Raw genomic sequence first — 21,482 nt, 5'->3', positions numbered from 1 at the left:
ACCCGGACGGCCGTTCGCCGCGCCGTTCAACCGTTCGTCGCCGGGCGCGGCCGCCCACCGGACGACCCGGGTGCTTGGGCGCACCGGCGGCACGGGACGGTTCCCGGGGCGCTCCGTGCAGGTGAGGGTGGATCCGTCGGACCTGAACGGAACCAGGAAGGAGCCACTCGTGCCCCTCTCCCCCACCCTGCTGCGCACGGACCCCGAGACGCTGGCGGAGCTCCAGCGAGACCACGGCCGGGCTCTCTTCGGGTTCCTGCTCGGCCTCACGGCCGGGGACCGCCAGCGCGCCGAGGACCTCGTACAGGAGACGCTGGTCCGGGCCTGGCAGCACCCCGAAGTCCTGGAGAGCGACCACGAGTCCATGCGTCCCTGGCTGTTCACGGTGGCGCGGCGGCTCGCCATCGACGCGCGCCGGGCCCGGCTGTCCCGGCCGCAGGAGGTCGACCCGGAGGGGCTGGAGCAGGCTCCCTCCCCCGAGGACGCGGTGGCCGGCTCGGTCACCGCCATCGACGTCCGCCGGGCCGTGGGGTCCCTGGGGCCGGAGCACCGCGAGGTGCTGGTGCAGGTCTACTTCCAGGACCGCTCGGTGGCCGAGGCCGCGGCGGAGCTCGGGATTCCGGCCGGCACGGTCAAATCCCGTACGTACTACGCCCTGCGGGCCCTGAGGAAGGGACTCCAGGGATACGGGTACGGTCTCGGCGCCTGAGCGGGACGGGAGCGGCACTCAGGGAACGACCCGAATGCCCGCGGATCGGACAAGAAGCGCATCGAAATCGGCCTCAGAGCGTTCAAGTTGGGTAAACCTCCCCCGTTCCGCGAGTGGCTCGGTGAAGGCTCATGGCTGACGACGGGAAGCTGACGCGCGGGAGAAGGTGGAAACGGTGCAGCCCGAGGGTATGAACGGCACCAGTGACGGCGGGCTCGCGGTGCCCATGGCATGGCTCTACGCGGAGTACATCGCCGACGAACTGCTGCGCACGGGCCGGCTGATCCCGGTCAGCACCCTGGAGTTCCGCGCCGGGCGCGACACGCTCGCCCTGACCATCTACCTCTCCGACGCGGCCGGCGAGCTCTCCGGGATCCGGGTGGTCTCGCAACTCGACGAGTGGCTGTCGCTGACGGCGTACGGGCATCCGTGGCGCGACTGGGTCGACACCCGCTTCCTCGCGCTGGGCGAGGAGGCCCGGGAGCGCGGGCGCGGTGAGGACCCCGACCTGGAACTGGCCCGGGCCGCCTGGCGCTGGCTGGACCGCACCGAGCTGTTCGCCACCAACCTCGACCCCGGCGGGCACGACCCCGCCGGCACCCCGCCGGGCCTCGACGAGAACGCACGGGTGTGGACGCCGGCCTGGCAGCTCGGGCTGCCGCTGGGGCATTTGGCGATGCACCTGTTCTGAGCGACCGCCCGGGCCCGGGGAACCGCGGCCCGCGGGCCTACGGCTTGCGGGGGCCCGGTACCGGCGCCTCGGCCGGGTCCATCACCAGGCCGGTGAAATCGGCCTCGTTGTGCTCGGCCCGGGTCACGTAGCAGCGGCCGATGAGCCACATCACCGGGTACACCACCAGCCCCAGGGCCACCCATTCCAGCGGTCCCGACGCCGAGCGCGGCAGCGCGAACAGCAGGGGCAGGGTCCCGACCAGCAGGGCGAGGGCGGCCAATGCCGCCAGGCCCGCGCGGAGTTGGCTGCGCATGAGGGCGCGTACGTAGGTGGCGCCCAGGGTCGTCTGCTCGGAGATCTCCGAGCGGGCCGGGGTGTGCGCGGGCGGACGGCGGCGGGCGCCGCGGGGCACGCCCGTGACGACCTCCCGCCGGGGCGGCTGCGGCCCCGGCTGCTGCGGCGACTGCGGCGACTGCGGCTCGGACATGGGGCGGAAGTGTACGCAGCCGTGGGTCCGTTGCCGAGGCCGGTGGAGGGGGCGGTCGGGGAGCCCGGGGCGCGGAGGCCGGTCGCGGGGGCTCACTTGAGGAGGCGGGAGAGCCTGCGGTCGGCGAGCGGCTTGCCGCCGGTCTGGCAGGTCGGACAGTACTGCAGCGAGGAGTCCGCGAAGGAGACCGAGCGGATGGTGTCCCCGCACACCGGACACGTCTCCCCGTCCCTCCCGTGCACGCGCAGCCCGCTCTTCTTCTCGGCCTTGAGGCTCCCGGCGGCCACGCCGTGCGCGCGGGCGACCGCCTCGCGCAGCGTCTCCTGGACGGCCTCGTAGAGATGGGCGACCTGCTCGTCGTCGAAGGAGGCGGCCAGTTTGAAGGGCGAGACCTTGGCCGCGTGCAGGATCTCGTCGCTGTACGCGTTGCCGATCCCGGCGATGACGCCCTGGTCCCGCAGGACGCCCTTGATCTGCCGGCGCTCGCCCGCCAGCAGCGCGGCGAACGCGGCCAGGTCGAAGTCCTCGGCCAGCGGGTCCGGCCCCAGGCGGGCGATGCCCGGTACCTCCTGCGGGTCGTGGACGACGTACACCGCGAGCCGCTTCTGGGTGCCCGCCTCGGTCAGGTCGAAGCCGCCGCCGCCCTCCAGGGCCACGCGCAGGGCGAGCGGCCCCTTGCCGGGGCGGGGCGGCCGGTCGGGCAGGCTGTCCTGCCAGCGCAGCCAGCCGGCCCGGGCGAGGTGGGTGACGAGGTGGAGCTCCCCGATCCGCATCGCCAGGAACTTGCCGTACCGGTCGGTGGTCCCGGCGGGCCGGCCTTCGAGGGCGGTGAGGGGAGGGTCGTACGTCTTCAGCACGCTGACGGCGAGCGGGAGGACACGCTCCACCACCCGCCCGGCCAGATGCGCGTCGAGGAACTCCCGGAGGGCCTCGACCTCGGGCAGCTCGGGCATGCCACCAGCCTGCCAACGCTTCCGGCCGGGCGCCAGCGCAGCCCCGCGCGGCCGGCGCGGCCCGCGGGTCAGGGCAGGGAGAACTCGCACCATACGCACTTGCCGCTGCCGCGCGGCTCCACTCCCCAGACCTCCGCCAGGCGGTCGACCAGCATCAGCCCCCGCCCCGACACCCCGGCGCTGCCCGCCTCGCGCCGCCGGGGCAGGGCACTGGAGCGGTCCTCCACCTCCACCCGGAGCCTGCGCTGCGCCCCGGCCAGGACCCGCAGGGTCACGATGGCCGGTCCGTCCGTGTGCATCAGGGCGTTCACGATCAGCTCGTCCGCGACGAGTTCGATCTCGTCGGCCCTCTCCCGCGCGCCCCACGCCCGTACCGCCGCCCCGATCATGTGGCGGGCCGCGACCAGCGCCTCGGGGTCCCCCGGGGCCACGTGCTGCTGCAGGCGGCCGCCGCCCTGCGGGGCGTCCTTGATCTGGCGGCGCAGCAGGAGCAGGGCCATGTCGTCGTCGCCGCCGCGCTCGTCGATCACCCCGCACAGCCGGTCCGCCAGCTGCTGGAGGTCCGAGGGACCGCTGCGGATCAGGGCGGTGAGGAGCTGCAGCCCGTCGTCGAGGTCCGCGCCGGGGTGTTCCACCAGACCGTCCGTGCACAGCACCAGCGTGTCCCCGGGGTCCAGTTCCACCGTGCTCACCGGGTAGTCCAGGCGGCCGAACTCGGCCGACAGCCCCAGCGGCATCCCGCCCTCCACCGCCAGTCTCCGGCAGTCCCCGTCCGGGCTGCTCACGAGCGGGTCGATGTGCCCGGCCCGCACCAGTTGCAGGACTCCGGTGGTGAGGTCGGCCTCCGCGTACGTGCACGTCGCGAAGCGGTCGGTGTCCAGTTCGTGGAGGAACACGGACGCCCGGGCCATGACCGTGCCCGGTGAATGCCCCTCGGCGGCGTAGGCGCGCAGCACGATCCGCAGCTGGCCCATGACCGCCGCCGCGTGCGTGTCGTGACCCTGGACGTCGCCGATGATCGCCCCGACGCGGCCGCCGGGCAGCGGGATGACGTCGTACCAGTCCCCGCCGATGTCCTGGCCCATCCGGGCGGAGCGGTAGCGGACCGCGATGTCGGCGCCGGGCACCGAGGGGATCCGCCGCGGCAGCATCGCCTGCTGGAGGCCCTCCGCCAGATCGTGCTCCTGCTCCAGCAGCATCGCGCGCTGGAGACTCTGGGCGATGCTGCTGCCGAGCGCCACGAGGAGGTTGCGCTCGTCCTGGGTGAAGCCGTCCTTGTCCTGGTAGAGCAGCCCGAGCGCGCCTATGGGGCGGGCCTGGGCGATCAGCGGCAGGTAGGCGGCCGCCGAGATGTCCATGGAGGAGATCTTGGCCCACAGCTCGGGGTAGTCGTGGGCGAACTCCTGCGCGGAGTCGAGGAAGCGCGGCTGGAGCGAGCGGACGACCTCGCTCATCGGGTACTGCTCGTCGATGCGGGTGTAGCGCGTGCCGGGGACGAAACTGCCCACCGGCCCCTCGGCCACGAGGTGGATCCGGCCCGCCTCGACCAGGCCCATCACCATGCCCATGGTGCCGAGCCGCTCCAGGCCGTGGGCGTCGCCGAGGGCGTCGATGACGTCCTGCACGGTCCGGGCATGGGCGAGGGCGGCGGTGGTGCTCTCGACCACGGAGGTCTGGCGGCGGCGCTCCTCGTCCAGACCGAGGCGCTCCGCCGAGTGGCTGAGCTCCTCGGTGGCGTCCCGGACGATGCCGATGATCCGGAACGGGCGGCCGTCCCGCTCGCGCATGACGCGGCCCTGGGTGTGCGTCCAGCGCAGACTGCCGTCGTGGCAGCGGATGCGGAAGTACGCGCCGTAGCTGTCGACGCCGCTCTTGAGGGCGCTGGCGACGAGGGCGTCCAGCCGGGCCCCCTCGGCGGGCGGGACGCGCGGGGAGAGCGATTCGGGCCGGCCGTCGTAGTCCTCGGGGACCGTGTCGAACACGTCCAGGGCCGCCGCGTCCATGTGCATCAGACCGGTGACCAGGTCCCAGTCGAAACTTCCCATGCGGTTGAGCGAGAGCGACCGGTCCGGGTGCGCGGGCCAGTCGTCCGGCAGCGATACTGCGGTCGGCACCGGTCCACCATGACACACGGGCCGGTCAGGCGCTCTCCAGATCGGAGACGGCGTCCGGGGGCTGCTGCTGCTCCGGGTCGGGCAGGAACTCGTCCGGGGTGCTCTGGCCGAGGGGGTCGTCCGTCGCGTTCCGGTCCTCCGGCACGTTCCGGTCCTCCGGCACGTTCCGGTCCTCCGGCACGTTCCGGTCCTGCGGCGTGAGGCGGTCCCGCGGGGCGAGGGGGTCCTGCGGCGTGAGGCGGTCCTGCGGCGTGAGGCGGTCCCGGGGGGCGAGGGGGTCCCGGGGGGCGAGGGGGTCCTGCGGCGCGAGCGGGTCCGGGGCGTCCTGCGGCGCGCTCGGATCCTGCGGCGCGAAGGGGTCCCGGCCCTGGGGGGCGTCGGGCTGCGGCGCCCCGCCGTCGGGCGCGGCGGGCACACCCGGGTCGGACGGGGCCTGCGGCGCCGCCTCGGCACGGCCGCCCGGCGGGACCTGCGCAGGGGCGGACTGCCCCGGCGGCTGGGGCTGCTGCGGCGCCGGTACGCCGGAGCCCTCCGGCGGCTGCCCGCTCGGCCGGCCGTTCGGCGGGGTGAGGGGCGCGTCCGGGATGCCGTCCGCCGGGTCGTAGGGGGGCACCGGCTGCGGGAGGCGGTCCTGCGCGCCGTCGTCGCCGGTGGTGCGCTCCAGCCAGCTGTTGTCGGCGATGTTGACGATGATCAGACTGCGGAGTTCGGCGGCGGTCGGTTCGATGACGATGACCTGCGCGGGCTGGTAGGCGGCCCACTGCTCGCCCTTGAGCACCGGTGTGCCCTTGGGGGCGCGCGGCGCGAGCAGCGGATTCCCGCCGGCGCACCGGACCCGGGGCATGCCGTGGGCGTCGACGAGCACCGCGGTCCCCGCCTGGAGCACGGACTGGAAGCCGTGGGCACGGCCGTCGCGGAAGCCGTGGCTGGTGACCCGGGTGTCGGCGCGCAGCACCACGGGGGTCAGGCCGCGCAGGAATTCGGGGACCTTCGCCGCCTCGACGGCGGCGGCCTCGGCGAAGGCGCGGGTCTTCTTGTCGTCCTGGGTCAGGGCGGTGACCTGCTGTTCCACATCGCAGCTGCCGTAGCGCTCGGTGCCGCCGTACAGACCGGGGGTGGCCGCGTTCACGGTGCGGATGCCCTTGCCGGTCCGGTTGGGCAGCGGCGCCTGGAGCGGGGCGGACTCGCCGGGGGCGGAGGAGGGGGTGAAGGGGTCGAGGCCGGCGGCCGCCACGGGCTGGAGCTGGATGTCCTGGCTCTCGGGCCCGGCGGTGGCATGCTGCTCCTCGGCGCCGCCGCAGGCCGCGGCGAGCAGGCCGACGAGCGCGAAGAGGGCGGCGTGGACCGGCGTGTGACGACGCGGCGCCTGACGGGGTGTCGGTGCGTGCACGGATATCTCCCTTTTCGCCCAGGATGCTCCCTCTTGTCTGCCGCATCCCGGAGAGGGCCGCAACCGGAGCGCCGCCAACCGCTCCCCCGGTCTTGAACATGTTCAAGGGACCCCGTAAGGTCGCGATCGCGGGTTGAACGCGTTCAAAGCGTTTCGGCCGCCTGAGGAGGGGAGCCGCGGTGGCGGTACTGGTACACCTCGTCGTCACCCTGGGCATGCTCTGCATCGTGCCCCTGGGTCTGCGCCTGATCGATCCGGTGGGGCTGCTCGGGACGGCCCGGATCTGGCCCCTCCTGGCCGCCCCCGGGGCCCTGTGCCTCTGGCTGCCGCGCGGCGCCGCCGCCACGGCGCTCGCCGCACTCTACGCGGCGGCCACCCTGGTCCTCGCCGCCCGGGCGGCCGAGCGGCTGCTGCGGGTCCTTTCCGGGACTCCCTCCGGGGGGAGCGGCAGCCGCCTCGCACCGGCCGAGGTCGCGGTGCTCACCGCGCTCGTCTCGCCCTCGGTCGCCGGGACCGCCCTGGTCGCCGAACGCGCCGGTCACCGGCTGTTCGGCTTCGACCTCGACATCCTGGCGCTGACCGTGCCGCACTTCCACTTCGCCGGGTTCACGGCCGCCCTGGTCGCGGGACTCGTCTGCCGCGCGACGGCGCCCGGGCCCGGTGCCGGGACCCTGGCACGCTGGGCGGCGTACAGCGTGCCCGCAGGAACCCTGCTCGTGCTCCTCGGCTATTTCGTGGACGACTGGGCCGAACTGGGGGGCGCGGTGGTGCTGACCGCCGGGATGTGGGCCGTGGCACTGCTGACCTGGCGGGAGATCCGGCCCGCCGGCCGGGACCGGACGGCGCGGGCGCTGCTCGGGACCTCGGCCGTGGTCCTGGTGGCCACCATGCTGCTCGCCCTGTGGTGGGCGGTCGGCGAGGCCACCGGGGTCGTACACCCCACCTTGACCTGGATGGCCGCGACCCACGGCCTCGGCAATGCGCTCGGCTTCGCCCTGTGCTCGGTGCTGGCCTGGCACCGGGTGACCGGGGCGCGCCGCAGCCCCCGACGCATGGAGGAGAGCACCCCGTGACCCGACTCACCGGCACCGGCCGGACCGTCCCCGACCACCGGTACTTCCCCCGGGATTTCAACTACCCGGAGCGGAACGCGACGGAGCACCGGCCGCTGCCCGCCGGCTACCACCACCTTCACCACCGGACCCGGATCGGCTCGGGCCGGGCCGTCTTCGAGGCCGCCGGAGCGGCCGTCACCACCTTCCGCGCCCACCGCGCCTCGGGGATGCTCGTCCGCGCCGACCACGGCGCCGTCCGGCCGGGCACCCGGGTGGTGGTCGGCATCGGCTTCGGGCCGCTGCGGATCAGCGCCCCCTGCCAGGTGATCCGAACCACGTACGAGCCCGCGCGCACCGGCTTCGCGTACGGGACGCTGACCGGGCACCCGGAGAGCGGTGAGGAATGAATCCTTCATGGTCATCCGCGACGCCGACGACACGGTGTGGTTCGAGGTGACCGCGTTCAGCCGCCCGGCCGCCTGGTACACGCGCCTGGCGGGCCCCCTGATCCCCGTCCTCCAGCGGGGTTACGCCCGCCTGCTGGGGCGCACCCTGCGCAGGCTGGCCGCGGCGGCCTGACCGGCCGGATACTGGAGGCGATGGACTGGTTCACGGCGCCCGGTTACTGGCTGGGCCGGCTGGTCTTCCAGCGGGCCCTGGCAGGCGTCTACCTCTTCGCCTTCCTCGCCGCGGCCCTCCAGTTCCGGGCGCTGATCGGGGCGCACGGCATGCTGCCCGTACCGCGCTACGTACGGTACGTGCCCTTCAAGGCGGCTCCGAGCCTGTTCCAACTGCGCTACTCGGACCGGCTCTTCGCCTGCTGCGCCTGGACGGGGGCGGCCGGGGCGGCGGCCCTGGCGGCGGGCGCGGGCGACGCGGTGCCGCTGGGCGCGGCGATGGGCCTGTGGGCGCTGCTGTGGCTGCTGTACCTGTCGATCGTGAACGTGGGGCAGACCTGGTACTCCTTCGGCTGGGAGTCGCTGCTGCTGGAGATCGGCTTCCTCGCCGTCTTCCTGGGCAATGCGCGGGTCGGGCCGCCGGTTCTGGTGCTGTGGCTGCTGCGCTGGGTGGTCTTCCGGGTGGAGTTCGGCGCCGGGCTGATCAAGATGCGCGGAGACGCCTGCTGGCGCAAGCTGACCTGCCTGTACTACCACCACGAGACGCAGCCCATGCCGGGACCGCTGAGCTGGTTCTTCCACCGTCTGCCGAGGCCGCTGCACCGGGTGGAGTGCGCCGCCAACCACGTGACCCAACTGGTCGTGCCGGTTCTGCTGTTCACCCCGCAGCCCATCGCCTCGTACGCGGCCGGGATCATCGTGGCCACGCAGCTGTGGCTGGTGCTGTCGGGCAATTTCGCCTGGCTGAACTGGGTGACGATCACGCCCGCCCTGTCGGCGATCGACTTCACCGGCCTCGCGGGGCCGCCCCCCGCCGCGGCCTCGCGCGGCGCGCCCGTCTGGTACGTGGTCCTGGTGTGCGCCGTGACGGTGCTGGTGCTGTGGCTGAGCCGGAATCCGGTGCGGAACATGATCTCGCGGCGCCAGGTGATGAACCGCTCCTTCGACTCCCTCCACCTGGTCAACACCTACGGGGCCTTCGGCACGGTGGGCCGGATCCGGGACGAGGTCGTCGTCGAGGGCACCGCGGATCCGGTGCCGCGGGAGGACGGCGAGTGGCGGGCCTACGGGTTCAAGGGGAAACCGGGAGACGTGCGCAGGCTGCCGCGCCAGTTCGCCCCGTACCACCTGCGACTGGACTGGCTGATGTGGTTCGCCGCGCTCTCCCCGGCGTACGCGCGGGACTGGTTCGGGCCCTTCGTCGAGCGGCTGCTGACGGGTGACCGGGACACCCTGCGGCTGATCCGGCACAACCCCTTCCCGGACGCCCCGCCCGTCTACGTCCGGGCCCGGCTCTACCGTTACCGGTTCACCACCTGGCGGGAGTTGCGCGAGACGGGGGCGTGGTGGCACCGCAGGCTGCTGCGCGAGTACCTGGCGCCGACCCGTCTCGCGCAGGCGGCCCGGTCAGAGCCCGAGTAGCGCCGCCTCCTGCTCCGCGGTGATGCCCTTCCTCGGCCGGTCGGGCCGCTGCGGTGCGACGCCGCCGAGCGAGCGGAGCCAGGCCCAGGTGTCGGCCACGGTCTCCTCCATCGGGCGGCACGTGAGGCCGGCGGCGAGGGCCTTGGACACGTCACCGCCGAACATGTAGGTGTACGACTCCCCCTCGGGCAGCCACACCGGCAGTTCGATCCAGGGCTCGATGCCGGCCGCGGTGATCACGGCCGGGTCGGTCCAGCGCAGCTCGGCCGTGCCGCCGGTGGCCGCGACGCAGGCTTCCAGGAAGCTGCCCATCGTGGCGTGCCCGACCGGGGAGACCAGGTTGTACGGACCTCCGCGCCCGGCCGCGGCGGCGTCCAGGGTCCAGCGCGCGAGGTCGCGCACGTCGATGTACTGGAGCGGCAGGTCCCGCGGGCCGGGGGCGAGCATGGGGCCGCCGCGGGCGGCCCGGTTCAGCCACCAGGGCAGCCGGCCGACGTTCTCGTACGGGCCGAGGACGAGCCCGGCGCGCACCAGCAGGGCGCGGTCGCCGAAGGCGTCCAGGGCGGCGAGTTCCCCGCCGCGCTTGTCCTCGGCGTAGGCAGTGGAGTCGGCGTCGGGCGAGCCCTCGACCAGCGGCCCGCCCTCGTCCATGCCGGCGGGGGCGGGGTAGGCGTAGACCGAACGGCTGGAGATGTAGGCGTAGGCTCCGGCCCGGCCGCTCAGCAGCCGGGCGCTGTCGCGGACCGCGGTGGGGGCCGCGGACCAGGTGTCGACGACGAGGTCCCACTCCCCCTCGGCGAGGGCGTCCAGACCGCCGGGGGCCGTGCGGTCGCCGTGCACGGCCGAGGTGCCGGGAGGGGGTGCGTGGTGTCCGCGGTGGAAGACCGTGACCTCCCAGCCGCGGTCCAGGGCGTCTTCGGTGATCGCGCGTCCGACGAACTCGGTACCGCCGAGCATCAGTAGTTTCATGCGGATCAGCGTGCCCGGGCGGGCGGGGCCGGGGAAGCGGTGATCGCCGTGAGCGATGACGCTGACGGCGTACGCGGTGCGGGAACCGGGCGGGCCGGCGGCGCGTGCCGGGCCGGGCGGGGTGGCGGCGTGCGGCCGGGCGGAGGTGCTCCGCCGCGCAGCGCAGCGCCCCCGTCGCCGTGTCGGCTCGGGGGCGCCGGGAACGCTCTCAGTCGATGCCGGGCAGGATGTGTGACTCCGCGAGGTCTTCCTCGTAACCCGCCAGCCGGATGGGGGCGGACCGGGCCCAGACTTCGAGGTTGCCGAGCTTGTCGGTGCGGGGGCTGCTGCGCCGCCCCGGACGCTCCGTCAGGGTTTCGTCGGACTTCGTCGTCGTGTCTGTCACCGCGCACTCCTTTGTGTTGCGCAACCCGGCGGGCGAACCGCGCGCCGGGCACAAGGGATAAAGGGTTTCCGGACGCGGTGGCGCCGTGGTGGAGCGTGGCCCGGTTGGGGCCTTCTTGCTGCCCCTCAGAGTACACATATGAGCGCACCCCCGCTCGATGGAACGGCAAAATCCACCCCGACCATTCGATTTCTTCCCCGGTTCAGGAAGCCGTGGGCCGAAGGTTCCCCATCGATGCTCTGCTCAACGGCACGAGTGCGGCAGGAGTTCGGCACGAACAGGCCGAGGAGCTCCGGGTCGCCGGACCACGCGGCGGGGGCCGACCCGCGCACGCGGTGAACGCGACGCGCCCCGGCTCCTGTACGGAGGCCGGGGCGCGCGGGCTTGCGGGGGCTGTCGGTTCTTTACCAGTTGGCGGGCGCGTAGTCCTTGAGGAAGACCCCGTAGAGGTCCTCGCCGGCCTCGCCGCGCACGACCGGGTCGTAGACCCGGGCCGCGCCGTCGACCAGGTCGAGCGGGGCGTGGAAGCCCTCCTCGGCCAGGCGCAGCTTGTCGAAGTGCGGGCGCTCGTCGGTGATCCAGCCGGTGTCGACCGAGGTCATGAGGATGCGGTCGGTCTGGAACATCTCCTGGCCGCTGGTCCGCGTCACCATGTTCATCGCGGCCTTGGCGGCATTGGTGTTCGGGTGCCCCGCGCCCTTGTAGCCGCGGCTGAAGACGCCTTCCATCGCGGAGACGTTGACGACGTACGCACGCCCGCTGGACGCGCGGCGGGCGGCCTCGGCCATGGCCGGCCGGAGCTTGCTGATCAGGATGAACGGCGACGTGTAGTTGCACAGCTGGGTTTCGAGCAGCTCCACCGGGGAGATCTGGTCGATGGTCTGCACCCAGGTGTTGGTCTCGACGACGTCCGGGAGCAGGCCTCCGGCGTCGATGGCGGTGCCGTCGAGGTGCCGGGCGATGCTGGCGTTGCCCGCGACCAGGGCGAGGTCGGCGACCTTCTGCGCTTCGAGGCCGCTCACGCCGACGGGCAGCGCCGCCAGGCCGTCGACCGCCCCGGAATTGAAGGCGCCGATGACGTGGTGGGCGGGGAGCTCACCGGCGGGGAGCGGGGCGCTCTCCCCCTCGACCAGCGCCGCGTACGCGGAGGGAAGGCGGCGCACGGTCTGCGTCGCGTTGTTGATCAGGATGTCCAGCGGCCCGGACTCGGCCACCTGGTCGGCGAGCGCAACGGCCTGGGCCGGGTCGCGCAGGTCGATGCCGACGACCTCCAGGCGGTGCATCCAGTCCGCCGAGTCGTCCATCGCCTTGAAGCGGCGGATGGCGTCCTTGGGGAAGCGGGTGGTGACGGTGGTGTGCGCACCGTCGCGCAGCAGCCGCAGCGCGATGTACATGCCGATCTTGGCCCGGCCGCCGGTGAGCAGCGCGCGCTTGCCGGAGAGGTCGGCGCGGGCCTCGCGCTTGGCGCGGTTCTCGGCGGCGCAGTTCGGGCAGAGCTGGTGGTAGAAGTAGTCGACCTCGACGTACCGCGTCTTGCAGACGTAGCAGGAGCGCGGGCGCTGGAGTATCCCCGCGATCCGGCCGGCCTCCGTGACCGAGGAGGGCAGGATGCCCTCGGTCTCGTCGTCGATGCGCTCGGCGGAGCCGGTCGCGGTCGCCTCGGTGACGGCCTTGTCGTTGGCGGTCTTGGCGGCGCGGCGCTCCTGGCGGCGGCGCTGCTTGACCGTGCGGTAGAGGCCCGCGGTGGCGCGGCGTACGGTGATGGCGTCCGGGTGGTCGACGTCGAGCTCGTCCAGCTCGCCGAGCACGCTCAGGCAGAGGGCCAGGCGCTCGGGGTCGATGCCCGGCCCGTAGGCCTGCCCGTGGTCCTGGCTGTCTTCGGTCACCGTCATGGCCGCTGCCGTTCCTTGATCACTCGTCCGCGTCCGCCTGCTGCGGATGTCCCCAAAACGGCAACTGTACGGATCCGACGCGCCCGGGACCAAACCCGTTCCGCGACCTCACAGACGGCGACCGCGGGGTCACGGGAAGCACTCCGCGAGGAGGACGGCGCCGGATCCTCTACTCCGCTCGGAGTATGCCTTGAGGATGATCGGATACGTCCTTGAGGGGGAGGAATAGGCCGCTTGGGCAAGGCATTGTGGAATCTATGAGTGCCCTTGTGCTGTCGGTCCTGCTGTGCCTGGTGTCCGCCGTGGCGTACGCGGGCGGCGCGATCGTCCAGGAGCGGGTCGCGGCCGGCACCCCGGACCGCCCGTACGCGCCGCTGCGCCGGCCCGGCTGGTGGGTCGCGGTCGGGCTGAACGGCCTCGGCGCCCTGCTGCACGTGGTGGCGCTCGCGTACGGTCCGCTGAGCCTGGTCCAGCCGCTGGGCGCGCTCACGATCGTCTTCGCGCTGCCCATGGCCGCCGTGTTCGTACACCGGCGGGCGGGTGCGGCGGCCTGGCGGGGCGCCGTCATGGCCACGGTGGGCCTGGCGGGGCTGCTGGCCCTGACGGGCGGGAACCGCGGCGGAGGCCGGCCGCTGGCGGGCGGCGAACAGGCACTGCTGCTGATGGCGACGGCGGCCGGCGTGGCCGTCCTGTTCCTGGCGGCGCACCGGATGCACCGGGCGGTGCTGCGCAGCGTGCTGCTTGCGGCGGCGGCCGGCACCGCGTTCGGCATGGCCTCGGTGTTCACCAAGTCGGTCGCCGAGGGGGTCACCGACGCGCTCGGCGCCGCCGGGTCCGCGGGCTCCCCGTGGGCCGCCCTGGCGGTGATCGCCGTACTGGCGGCGGGCGGACTGCTGCTCTCGCAGGCGGCCTACCGGGGCGCGGGGCTGACCGTACCGCTGGCCACCGTGACGGTGGTCAACCCGGTGGTGGCGGCGGTGGTCGGGATCACCCTCTTCGGCGAGGGCTTCCGGTACGGGGCCGCGGGCACGGCCTCGGCGCTGGCGAGCGCCGTGCTGGCGGCGGCCGGCCTGGTCCTGCTCACGGCCGTGCCGCCGCACGTGCGGGGGTCAGATGCTGACGCCGTGGCCGCGGAGGTACTTCAGCGGATCGATGTCGGAGCCGTAGCCGGGGCCCGTCCGCATCTCGAAGTGCAGATGCGGCCCGGTGGTGTTGCCCGTCGAGCCCGAGCGGCCGATCCGCTGGCCGCCCGAGACCTGCGCCCCGGCCTTCACCCCGAGCGCCGAGAGGTGGGCGTACTGCGAGTACCGGCCGTCGGGGTGGCGGATGACGACCTGGTATCCGTACGCTCCGGCCCATCCGGCGGAGACGACTTCGCCCGGGCCGACGGCCTTCACTGAGGTCCCGGTCGCCACGGGGAAGTCGACCCCCGTGTGGTAGCCGCTGGACCAGGAGGAGCCCGCGACGCGGTAGCGGGTGCCGAGGGCGGCGTCGACGGGGGCGACGAACCCGCCCGAGGCGGGCTGCGCGGCCGGCTTCTCCGCCGGCTTTTCCGCGGGCTTTCCGGCCGGTTTCGCGGCGGGCTTCTCGGCCGCGGGCTGGACGGGTGTGACGGGCTCGGCGGTGCGCGGCGGCTTCTCGGGGTTCTGGGCGGGCGGCGGCGGCACCGGGGCGGTGGTGACGCGCAGGGTGAGCCGCTGGCCGGGGAAGATCAGGTTCGGGTCGCTGCCGACGGTCGCCCGGTTCGTCTCGTACAGCGCCTGCCAGCCGCCCTCGACGTGCCGGCTGGCGGCGATCGCCGAGAGGGAGTCCCCGGGGGCGACCACGTACGGGTTCGGCAGCACCGGCGTGCCGGTCGGGCGGGGCGCGGCGGGCTGAGGTGCAGCGGCCCGAGGTGCAGCGGCCTGAGGCGTGGCCGCGGGGGCCTTCGCCTGCTGGATGCGGACCTGTGGGGTCGCGGCGGGCGCGGGCGCGCTGCGGCTGAGCCCCGCCTGCTTCCCGCACGCCGGCCAGGCCTGCGGGCCCTGGCCCTTGAGCACCTTCTCGGCGACCGCGATCTGCTGGTCCTTGGTGGCCAGGTCGGCGCGGGGGGCGTAGGCGGTGCCGCCGAAGGCGCGCCACGTGCTCTGGCTGAACTGGAGCCCGCCGTAGTACCCGTTGCCGGTGTTGATGTGCCAGTTGTGGGTGGACTCGCACCCGGCCACCTTGTCCCAGGTGTCCAGGGAGGCCGCGTGGGCGGCGCCGGTGCCGATCAGGGGAAGCGCGATCCCGGCGCCACCGGCGGTGACGGCGAGCGAGGCGCGGTTGATGCTGCTCGGCTGGTACCGGCGGTGCCGACCCCGTACACCCATGGGAGCCCCCATTGAAGACATCAGGAACCGCACAACCTAACGTCGCGTTGGGTGCATGACAAGAGGCGCAACGGGGCGCATGCCGGGGGAAGTTGACGGCGTGTCGGTGCGGCAGGCGACCGGGGGGCGCGTCGGCCGGATGACGGGGAGAGGGGGTGGGCGGTGCGGATCAGGGGAGATGCCCTGCGGACGCCGGCGCGGAATGCCTTTCGGCGGAGCCGGTGGAGCCCGGTCCAGGGCGCACGGCGCCCACGCGCCGACCGCGGGGCCCGCCCCCACCCTCAGCGGGGACGCGGGCTCCGCGGTCCGCGCGTGACCGACGCGACGCCGCTCAGCTGAGCGGTCCGGGCTGCGGAATCGGCGCGGGCCCCGGCGGGGGCGGCACCGGATCCGGCTCCGGCACCGGCCCGGGCACGGGCGGCACGGGCCGCGGGATGGGCTCGGGGTCCGGGAACGGCGGCGTCGGACTCGGCGGCTGCGGCACGGGCGACGGCTCGGGCACCGGCGGCTGCGTCTGGTCTTCGTCTGCGTATCGCACCATATGGGCCGCCTTCCCCCCATCGGGCCGCATACGCCTGAGGAAAACCTCCTCGAATGCCGCCCTCGCCCGTGTGGGCCCGGCCGCGGGGCGGCGGGGACGGGTCCTGCCCGGGCGGGGTGTCCGCCCGGGCGGGGGCCGTCACCAGAGGTCGGGGCTCGCGTCCAGCTGGGCCTTGGCCGCGGCGACGACCGCCGCCGGGGCCTCGGGGGCCTGGTCGGGGTGACGGGCGGCCCAGCTCGCCGCGTACGGGCACAGCGGAACCACCGGCACGCCCTCGGCGGCGGCGATCCCGTAGAAGGCGTGCACCAGGTCCCCGGCGATGCCCCGGCCCTCGTGACCGGGCTCGACGATGGTGTGCACCGCCACCAGCGCGCCCGGCGCCTTCGCGAGCACGAAATACGCGATCAGCCCGACGACCTGCCCGTCCTCGACGGCGAGCAGCCGCCCGGCTTCCCGTTCGTCCTTGAACTCGATCGTCCCCGTCTGCGACATGGCCCCCGACTCCCCTCAGACAGCCACCGCGTGGGGGCTGCGCTCCTGGTCCGTTCCCGGCACCGGGGCGGACGGATCCGCACCCAGCTCGATGATCCGGTTGTCCGCGTCGACGTGTACGACGCGGGGCTTCAGCGTCCTGGCCTCGGCGTCCTCGACCTGCGCGTAGCTGATCAGGATGACGAGGTCTCCGGGGTGTACGAGGTGCGCGGCGGCGCCGTTGATCCCGATGACCCCGGAACCGCGCTCCCCCTCGATGACGTACGTCTCCAGCCGCGCCCCGTTGGTGATGTCCACGATGTGCACGAGCTCCCCCGGCAGCAGATCGGCCGCGTCGAGGAGGTCCGCATCGATGGTCACGGACCCCACGTAGTGCAGGTCGGCCTGGGTGACGGTGGCGCGGTGGATCTTGGACTTGAACATGGTGCGAAGCATCGAGAAACTCCCGGAATGTCTGCTCCCTGCCCGCTTTGTGCAGGTCAAGGGCGTTCTCAGGACTGTACAACGATTCCCCTCCCGGGGTCAGCTCCCCCGGGCCTTTCCGGACGGCCACGAAAGACGCCCGGCCGGGGAACCCCAGCCGGGCGCTTGTCCTCACCGTCCGGCCACCAGACGTCGGCACCGTTCCCGGGCGACCGGACGACCGGGATCATCCGGACCCCCCGTCGTCGCCGTGGTTCTGGCTCTTCTGCTCACCCGTATCGTGCTGCGGGACCTTCTCGGGGACCTTCTTGGGGGCCGTGGGCGTGCCCTCGTCCGTGCCCTGCTGCGTGTTCTTCTGCGGGTTCTGCTGCGGGTTCTGGTTGCCGCCCTTGCGCTTGTCCTCGCCCGTGCCCTTGTTCGTGTTCTGGCTGGTGCCCTGCTTGTTCGTGTTCTGGCTGGTGCCCTGCTTGCTGTTCTCGTGGGTGCCCTGCTTGGACTCCTTGGTGTTCTCGTTGGTGCTCTTCTGCTTGTTCTGCTGCGTGTTCTCGTTGGTGCTCTTCTGCTTGTTCTGCTGCGTGTTCTCGTTGGTGCGCTTCTGCTTGTTCTGCTTGTCCTCCTTGTTCTCGTGGGTGCCCTGCTTGTCCTGCTTGCTCTTCTCGTTGGTGCCCTGATTCTTCTCCTTCGGGTGCTCCTCGGTGCTCTTCTCCTTGTCCCCCTTGGTGTTCTCGTGGGTGCCCTGCTTGTCCTGCTTGCTCTTCTCGTTGGTGCCCTGATTCTTCTCCTTCGGGTGCTCCTCGGTGCTCTTCTCCTTGCCCTCCTTGGTGTTCTCGTGGGTGCCCTGCTTGTCCTGCTTGCTCTTCTCGTTGGTGCCCTGGTTCTTCTCCTTCGTGTGCTCCTCGGTGCTCTTCTCCTTGCCCTCCTTGGTGTTCTCGTGGGTGCCCTGCTTGTGCTCCTTCGTGTGCTCCTCGGTGCTCTTCTCCTTGTCGCCCTTGGTGTTCTCGTGGGTGCCCTGCTTGTTCTCGTGGGTGCCCTGCTTGTGCTCCTTGGTGCGCTCCTCGGTGCCCTTGTGCTCGTTCTCCTTGGTGTTCTCGTGGGTGCCCTGCTTGTGCTCCTTCGTGTGCTCCTCGGTGCCCTTGTGCTTGTTCTTCTCCTGCGGGTGCTGGTTGACGCCCTCGCGGTTGTCCTTGTCGGTGCCCTTGTGCGTGTCCTTGTCCACGCCCTCATGCCTGTCCTTGGCCGGGGGCCTCTCCACCGATCCCGCAGGAGGCGGCAGGACCGGGTACGGCGAGTCGGGCATCTGGCCCTTCGGGGCCGCGACCTCGTGGTCGTGCTTGCCCTGCGCGTCTCCGCTCGGGCGCTGGTACCAGCCCTTGTGGGCGTGGTCGAACATCGTGACGGTCTTCACCGGCTGCTCGGCGGGCTTGACCGCAACGAGGTCGGAGGACCGGAACGACGACCACTCCTGGCCGCTGTACTTCTGCTTGCCCTTGGCAGCGACGGGCGGGGCCAGCGGGTTGCCGCAAGCGCAGCGGACGCGCGGTACTCCGCGGTTGTCGACGAGGACGGACGTGCCGGCCTGGAGGACGGCCTGGTAGCCGGTGGGCGCGCCGTTCTTGTACCCGTGGTTGGTGACCCGGGTGTCCCAGCCCAGCTGGACGGGCGTCAGGGACCGCAGGTAGGAGGCGACGTCGGACTGCCGGATGCTCAGGGGGTCTGCGAAGGCCTTCCCCTTGTCCGCGTGCTCCGTGAGGTACTTGATCTGCTTTTCGACGTCGCAGCTCGTGACGTTCCGCGTGCCGCCGTAGAGGCCCGGGTACGCACCTGTGACTTCGAGGGCGCCCGCGCCGCCCGCGCCGCCGCCCGTGGACCTGCCGGCGGTTGCAGGCGTGACCGCGCCGTTCTCGGACTGCGTGTCCGTCGAGGGGGTGAAGGGGTCGGGGCCGGCCGCCGAGGCGGCCTGGAGGAAGACCTCTCCGCCGGATGCCTCGTGCCCGCCCATGACGGTGAAGGCCAGGACCACGGCGGTCGCCATGACCACTGCCGTGCCGGCACTCAGCACGGTTCTGCGTGAACGCCACCCGTGGGCCGATCCGCCTCGACGCGGGCCGGGCTCGTCCGGCTCACCGCTGTTGGCGGGCGGGCCAGGGGGCTGCGATGGCGGCGGGGGCACCGGTGGCATGGGAGGGCCTGGCGGCGGGGGGCTGTGTGGCCAGGACTGCTCGTTCGTCGGCCGGTCGGACAGCGGTCCGGACGGCGGGCCGGTGGGGCGCTCGCCCGGAGGAGGTAGGGAAGTCACGACACTCTCCCCCCGACGTAGGGCATCGGGAAAATGGTGGTTATCCGCATGTGCTCGCTCCTTACAGCCATTATGGCCTCCAGTCCTGGAGGCGTGAATGATGGAAATTCCACTCCCGCGAAAAAAGATGAAGAGCGGCCGGACGATCCCGTCGCTCCGCGAGGTGACGAAGGCGGGCCCACCCTCCGAGTGAGCCCCCGTCTTGAGTAAGCCCCGGGGGATCGGCTCCCGTCATGCCGCGGGATTTCGGGGCTTGACAGGCGGTCGGCGGCCCGACCGGGTCTGCGTCACTTCCGCCGCGCCGGGGCACCGGCCCCGGCCCCCCCCGTCACGGGGCGGCTCCCCGGGGCGCGCCCCGGGGAGCCACGGGCTTCCCTTCCTCAGTCGCCTCGGTCGCCTCAGTCGCCTCAGTCGCCTCAGTCGCCTCAGTCGCCTCAGTCGCCTCAGTCGCCTCAGTCGCCTCAGTCGCCGAGCTTGGCCTTCAGGTTCTGCAGGAGCTTGTCCTTGATCACCTGCTTGACGTTGTCCACGATGCCGCCGTTGCCCGTGCCGTTGCCGCCCGTGGAGGTGGCATCGCCCTGGTTGATCGCGTCGGCGCTGGCCTTGCCGCCGGTGGCGGGACCGGTGGTGATGTCGCAGCCGCCCTCGCAGTTGCCCACACCGGAGTTGGCGTTGCCGCCGGTGGCGTTGCCGCCGACCGTGGTGTTCTCGGCATTGGAGTCGCCGCCGGTACCAATGCCGTCGGCACTGTCCGCGGGGGCGAGGGTGACGACGTGCTGCGGAGCGGCGACCGGCGCGGCCATCGCGGTCGCCGGCAGAGCGATACCGCCGCCCAGCAGCGCCACGGAAGCTCCGGCCAGAACGACACGACGGGTCGAGAAACGCTGGAACATGGGAATTCTCCATTCGATGCAGAAAAAGGGGATCTGTCCACTGCCCAGGGAAACCCCTGGGGAAATTCTGCGACCTCGCGTTGTCCGGGATTTCCCCGTCGAGGGCGCACGTCAAATGAACCGTGCGGGAGCACGTGCGTCACGCCCCTCGAATACGCGCCTTGACGCCGAAAACCGATCTTGGTAAAAGGCGGACGTCGTGCCGGGGCGAGGCGTACTGCGCGGCTCCGGTGCAGCTTCCGGCCGTACGGGTCGGCATGCCCGGGGTCCTGAAAGGAGCTCAAGAAGAAGACCCGCAAGGGCGGAGAACACGCCGCGCTGCGCCAGATCCTGCTCGCTTCATGATCAGCGCGATAACGTCGCCCCCGAATGAGCCCCGGAGCGTCCCCTTGCGTCTGCACACCATCGGACGCATTCGCCCGGCTGCTCGGCGTCCGCCCGCTTGGCCGCAGGCGGAGACTTCACACAAGAATCCCGGAGAATTCCGATGAACGAGCGTTCCTGGACCCGTCGTATCCTGCTGGCCGCGGCTTCCGTGGCACTGGCCGGCGGCGTGGCGCTGCCGACGACCGCGATGGCCGCACCGGCAGCCCCGCAGCACGGCTACAGCAGCATCTACAGCGCCGCAGTCAGCAGTGCCCCCGGCGTGTGCGAAGGCCTCTGCACGGGCAGCACCAACACCGCCGCGGGCGACGGCGCCACCGGCGCATGCAGAGGTCTCTGCAAGGACAGCACCAACACCGCCGTGGGCGACGGCGCCGCCGGCCTGTGCGAGGGCCTGTGCGGTGACAGCACGTCCACCACCGTGGGGGCCGGCGCGTTCAGCCAGTGCACGGGTCTCTGCGGCACCAGCACCAACACCGCTGTGGGCGTCGGCGCCTACAACGAGTGCAGCGGTGTCTGCCACGACAGCGTCAACACCGCCTGGAGCGCTGACGTGCTGGCCACGGGCAGCTCCGAAACGGTGAGGTCGATCGGACGCGGCACGCGGGGCGACAGTGACACGGGCGGCGGCGCCATTGCGGTCAGCGGTGATGCCACTGCCACGAACACCACGACCGGCGGCACGGCCACCAGCGGCGCCGCCAACTCCGGTGTCGGCACCTGCATCGGCAGGTGCACGATCACCACGGGGGCCGCGACGAGCGGTGACGCCAGCGCCGACGCCATCAACACCGGCAATGCCACCGCCGTGAGCGGGGACGCGACGGCCGCGGCTTCCTAGGCCCCGTCGCCCGGAGGCGGGAAGCGCCAGGAGCACGGCGAAGACGCCGGAGAGGCCACGGGCCTCTCCGGCGTCTTTCGTCTGGGGGCGGTCCGGCCGTCACTTGCCGAGCTTGGCCTTCAGGTTCTCCTTGACCTGGTCCTTGATGACCTGCGCGGTGGACTTGCTCACGATGCCGCCGTTGCCCGTGCCGTTGCCGCCCGTGGAGGTGGCGTCGCCCTGGTTGATCGCGTCGGCGCTGGCGTTTCCGCCGGTGGCGGGACCGGTGGTGATGTCGCAGCCACCCTCGCAGTTGTTCACACCGGAGTTGGCGTTGCCGCCGGTGGCGTTGCCGCCGACCGTGGTGTTCTCGGCGTTGGAGTCGCCGCCGGTGCCGATGCCGTCGGCGCTGTCCGCGGGGGCGAGGGTGACGACGTGCTGCGGGGCGGCGACCGGGGCGGCCATCGCGGTCGCCGGCAGTGCGATACCGCCGCCCAGCAGGGCCACGGAAGCTCCGGCCAGAACGATACGACGGGTCGAGAAACGCTGGAACATGGGAATTCTCCATTCGATGCAAAAAGAGGTCTGGGTGCCGCCCCGGGAAAAGGGAGGGGCT

General features: G+C 72.6%; 18 protein-coding genes and 2 pseudogenes. 7 read left to right on the top strand and 13 right to left on the bottom strand.

Translation table 11 applies throughout. The features are described 5' to 3' along the window. Positions 1-169: 169 nt before the first annotated feature. Together ABZ128_RS17105 and ABZ128_RS17100 are read left to right on the top strand one after the other, a co-directional pair. Positions 170-709 carry a sigma-70 family RNA polymerase sigma factor gene (locus ABZ128_RS17105; RefSeq protein WP_356849158.1) on the top strand — a complete coding sequence of 180 codons (540 nt, stop codon included), beginning with the start codon at positions 170-172 and terminating at the stop codon, positions 707-709. A 190-nt stretch (positions 710-899) separates the two neighbouring features. Continuing rightward, positions 900-1,400: a hypothetical protein gene (locus ABZ128_RS17100; protein WP_356849208.1), complete on the top strand. Its 501-nt coding sequence runs from the start codon at positions 900-902 to the stop codon at positions 1,398-1,400. Positions 1,401-1,437: 37 nt separating this feature from the next. Here ABZ128_RS17100 and ABZ128_RS17095 read toward each other — a convergent pair whose 3' ends face one another. The 4 genes from ABZ128_RS17095 to ABZ128_RS17080 all read right to left on the bottom strand — a co-directional run bounded on the left by ABZ128_RS17095 (position 1,438) and on the right by ABZ128_RS17080 (position 6,326). Further along, positions 1,438-1,869, bottom strand: coding sequence for a hypothetical protein (locus ABZ128_RS17095; RefSeq protein ID WP_356849156.1), 432 nt, complete (start codon positions 1,867-1,869; stop codon positions 1,438-1,440). 92 nt (positions 1,870-1,961) lie between these two features. Then, entirely contained in the window at positions 1,962-2,822 is an 861-nt protein-coding gene (locus ABZ128_RS17090) for a DNA-formamidopyrimidine glycosylase family protein (protein ID WP_356849154.1), read from the bottom strand. 68 nt (positions 2,823-2,890) lie between these two features. Beyond that, positions 2,891-4,954 carry a SpoIIE family protein phosphatase gene (locus ABZ128_RS17085; protein ID WP_356849153.1) on the bottom strand — a complete coding sequence of 688 codons (2,064 nt, stop codon included), beginning with the start codon at positions 4,952-4,954 and terminating at the stop codon, positions 2,891-2,893. Positions 4,955-4,961: 7 nt separating this feature from the next. Then, positions 4,962-6,326 carry a DUF6777 domain-containing protein gene (locus tag ABZ128_RS17080; RefSeq protein WP_356849151.1) on the bottom strand — a complete coding sequence of 455 codons (1,365 nt, stop codon included), beginning with the start codon at positions 6,324-6,326 and terminating at the stop codon, positions 4,962-4,964. Positions 6,327-6,505: 179 nt separating this feature from the next. On the opposite strand from ABZ128_RS17080, the gene ABZ128_RS17075 reads away from it, so the two are divergent. The 3 genes and pseudogenes from ABZ128_RS17075 (at position 6,506) to ABZ128_RS17065 (ending at position 9,420) form a co-directional block, all read left to right on the top strand. Continuing rightward, positions 6,506-7,399 (top strand): YndJ family protein, encoded by an 894-nt coding sequence (locus ABZ128_RS17075; protein ID WP_356849150.1) that lies wholly within the window; start codon positions 6,506-6,508, stop codon positions 7,397-7,399. A 95-nt stretch (positions 7,400-7,494) separates the two neighbouring features. After that, positions 7,495-7,960, top strand: a pseudogene (locus ABZ128_RS17070) (DUF1990 domain-containing protein). Between the two features lie 20 nt (positions 7,961-7,980). Then, positions 7,981-9,420, top strand: a complete 1,440-nt coding sequence (locus ABZ128_RS17065) for a lipase maturation factor family protein (protein ID WP_356849149.1) — start codon at positions 7,981-7,983, stop codon at positions 9,418-9,420. Here the strand turns inward: ABZ128_RS17065 and ABZ128_RS17060 are convergent. The 3 genes from ABZ128_RS17060 to ABZ128_RS17050 form a co-directional block, all read right to left on the bottom strand. Further along, entirely contained in the window at positions 9,406-10,389 is a 984-nt protein-coding gene (locus ABZ128_RS17060; RefSeq protein WP_356849148.1) for an NAD-dependent epimerase/dehydratase family protein, read from the bottom strand. The genes ABZ128_RS17065 and ABZ128_RS17060 overlap by 15 nt on opposite strands. 208 nt (positions 10,390-10,597) lie before the next feature. Beyond that, a complete protein-coding gene (locus tag ABZ128_RS17055; protein WP_356849147.1) occupies positions 10,598-10,774 on the bottom strand; it encodes a hypothetical protein in 177 nt (58 codons plus the stop codon). A gap of 404 nt (positions 10,775-11,178) precedes the next feature. Continuing rightward, the gene (locus ABZ128_RS17050; protein WP_356849146.1) at positions 11,179-12,666 is read right to left on the bottom strand and encodes an SDR family NAD(P)-dependent oxidoreductase; all 1,488 of its coding nucleotides are present in this window, start codon (positions 12,664-12,666) and stop codon (positions 11,179-11,181) included. A 257-nt stretch (positions 12,667-12,923) separates the two neighbouring features. Between ABZ128_RS17050 and ABZ128_RS17045 the strand changes: the two are divergent. Further along, a pseudogene (locus ABZ128_RS17045) lies at positions 12,924-13,751 on the top strand (DMT family transporter); the annotation flags it as partial. A gap of 24 nt (positions 13,752-13,775) precedes the next feature. Here ABZ128_RS17045 and ABZ128_RS17040 read toward each other — a convergent pair. From ABZ128_RS17040 to ABZ128_RS17020, 5 genes are all read right to left on the bottom strand, one after another. Next, positions 13,776-15,017, bottom strand: a complete 1,242-nt coding sequence (locus tag ABZ128_RS17040) for a transglycosylase family protein (protein WP_356849144.1) — start codon at positions 15,015-15,017, stop codon at positions 13,776-13,778. 679 nt (positions 15,018-15,696) lie between these two features. Next, positions 15,697-16,050: a GNAT family N-acetyltransferase gene (locus tag ABZ128_RS17035; protein ID WP_356849143.1), complete on the bottom strand. Its 354-nt coding sequence runs from the start codon at positions 16,048-16,050 to the stop codon at positions 15,697-15,699. Between the two features lie 15 nt (positions 16,051-16,065). Continuing rightward, positions 16,066-16,485 (bottom strand): aspartate 1-decarboxylase, encoded by a 420-nt coding sequence (panD, locus tag ABZ128_RS17030; protein ID WP_356849141.1) that lies wholly within the window; start codon positions 16,483-16,485, stop codon positions 16,066-16,068. 214 nt (positions 16,486-16,699) lie between these two features. After that, positions 16,700-18,505, bottom strand: a complete 1,806-nt coding sequence (locus tag ABZ128_RS17025; RefSeq protein ID WP_356849139.1) for a DUF6777 domain-containing protein — start codon at positions 18,503-18,505, stop codon at positions 16,700-16,702. Between the two features lie 725 nt (positions 18,506-19,230). Next, on the bottom strand, positions 19,231-19,662 hold the full coding sequence (locus ABZ128_RS17020; RefSeq protein ID WP_356849138.1) for a hypothetical protein: 432 nt from the start codon (positions 19,660-19,662) through the stop codon (positions 19,231-19,233). A gap of 487 nt (positions 19,663-20,149) precedes the next feature. On the opposite strand from ABZ128_RS17020, the gene ABZ128_RS17015 reads away from it, so the two are divergent. Beyond that, on the top strand, positions 20,150-20,887 hold the full coding sequence (locus ABZ128_RS17015) for a hypothetical protein (RefSeq protein WP_356849136.1): 738 nt from the start codon (positions 20,150-20,152) through the stop codon (positions 20,885-20,887). Between the two features lie 99 nt (positions 20,888-20,986). Here the strand turns inward: ABZ128_RS17015 and ABZ128_RS17010 are convergent, their stop codons facing one another. Then, on the bottom strand, positions 20,987-21,421 hold the full coding sequence (locus tag ABZ128_RS17010; RefSeq protein WP_356849135.1) for a hypothetical protein: 435 nt from the start codon (positions 21,419-21,421) through the stop codon (positions 20,987-20,989). Between the last annotated feature and the right edge of the window lie 61 nt (positions 21,422-21,482).

This window comes from Streptomyces sp. NPDC006326 (assembly GCF_040612915.1).
GTDB lineage: Bacteria > Actinomycetota > Actinomycetes > Streptomycetales > Streptomycetaceae > Streptomyces.
This window is presented reverse-complemented; position numbering and strand designations above follow the sequence as displayed.

What these genes read in the sequence shown, in the direction of transcription:
- ABZ128_RS17020 (WP_356849138.1), bottom strand. Translation starts at nt 19,662, where the DNA reads ATGTTCCAGCGTTTCTCGACCCGTCGTGTCGTTCTGGCCGGAGCTTCC.
- ABZ128_RS17060 (WP_356849148.1), bottom strand. Translation starts at nt 10,389, where the DNA reads ATGAAACTACTGATGCTCGGCGGTACCGAGTTCGTCGGACGCGCGATC.
- ABZ128_RS17035 (WP_356849143.1), bottom strand. Translation starts at nt 16,050, where the DNA reads ATGTCGCAGACGGGGACGATCGAGTTCAAGGACGAACGGGAAGCCGGG.
- ABZ128_RS17090 (WP_356849154.1), bottom strand. Translation starts at nt 2,822, where the DNA reads ATGCCCGAGCTGCCCGAGGTCGAGGCCCTCCGGGAGTTCCTCGACGCG.
- ABZ128_RS17040 (WP_356849144.1), bottom strand. Translation starts at nt 15,017, where the DNA reads ATGGGTGTACGGGGTCGGCACCGCCGGTACCAGCCGAGCAGCATCAAC.
- ABZ128_RS17065 (WP_356849149.1), top strand. Translation starts at nt 7,981, where the DNA reads ATGGACTGGTTCACGGCGCCCGGTTACTGGCTGGGCCGGCTGGTCTTC.
- ABZ128_RS17100 (WP_356849208.1), top strand. Translation starts at nt 900, where the DNA reads ATGAACGGCACCAGTGACGGCGGGCTCGCGGTGCCCATGGCATGGCTC.
- ABZ128_RS17015 (WP_356849136.1), top strand. Translation starts at nt 20,150, where the DNA reads ATGAACGAGCGTTCCTGGACCCGTCGTATCCTGCTGGCCGCGGCTTCC.
- ABZ128_RS17095 (WP_356849156.1), bottom strand. Translation starts at nt 1,869, where the DNA reads ATGTCCGAGCCGCAGTCGCCGCAGTCGCCGCAGCAGCCGGGGCCGCAG.
- ABZ128_RS17025 (WP_356849139.1), bottom strand. Translation starts at nt 18,505, where the DNA reads ATGGCGACCGCCGTGGTCCTGGCCTTCACCGTCATGGGCGGGCACGAG.
- ABZ128_RS17050 (WP_356849146.1), bottom strand. Translation starts at nt 12,666, where the DNA reads ATGACGGTGACCGAAGACAGCCAGGACCACGGGCAGGCCTACGGGCCG.
- panD (WP_356849141.1), bottom strand. Translation starts at nt 16,485, where the DNA reads ATGCTTCGCACCATGTTCAAGTCCAAGATCCACCGCGCCACCGTCACC.
- ABZ128_RS17010 (WP_356849135.1), bottom strand. Translation starts at nt 21,421, where the DNA reads ATGTTCCAGCGTTTCTCGACCCGTCGTATCGTTCTGGCCGGAGCTTCC.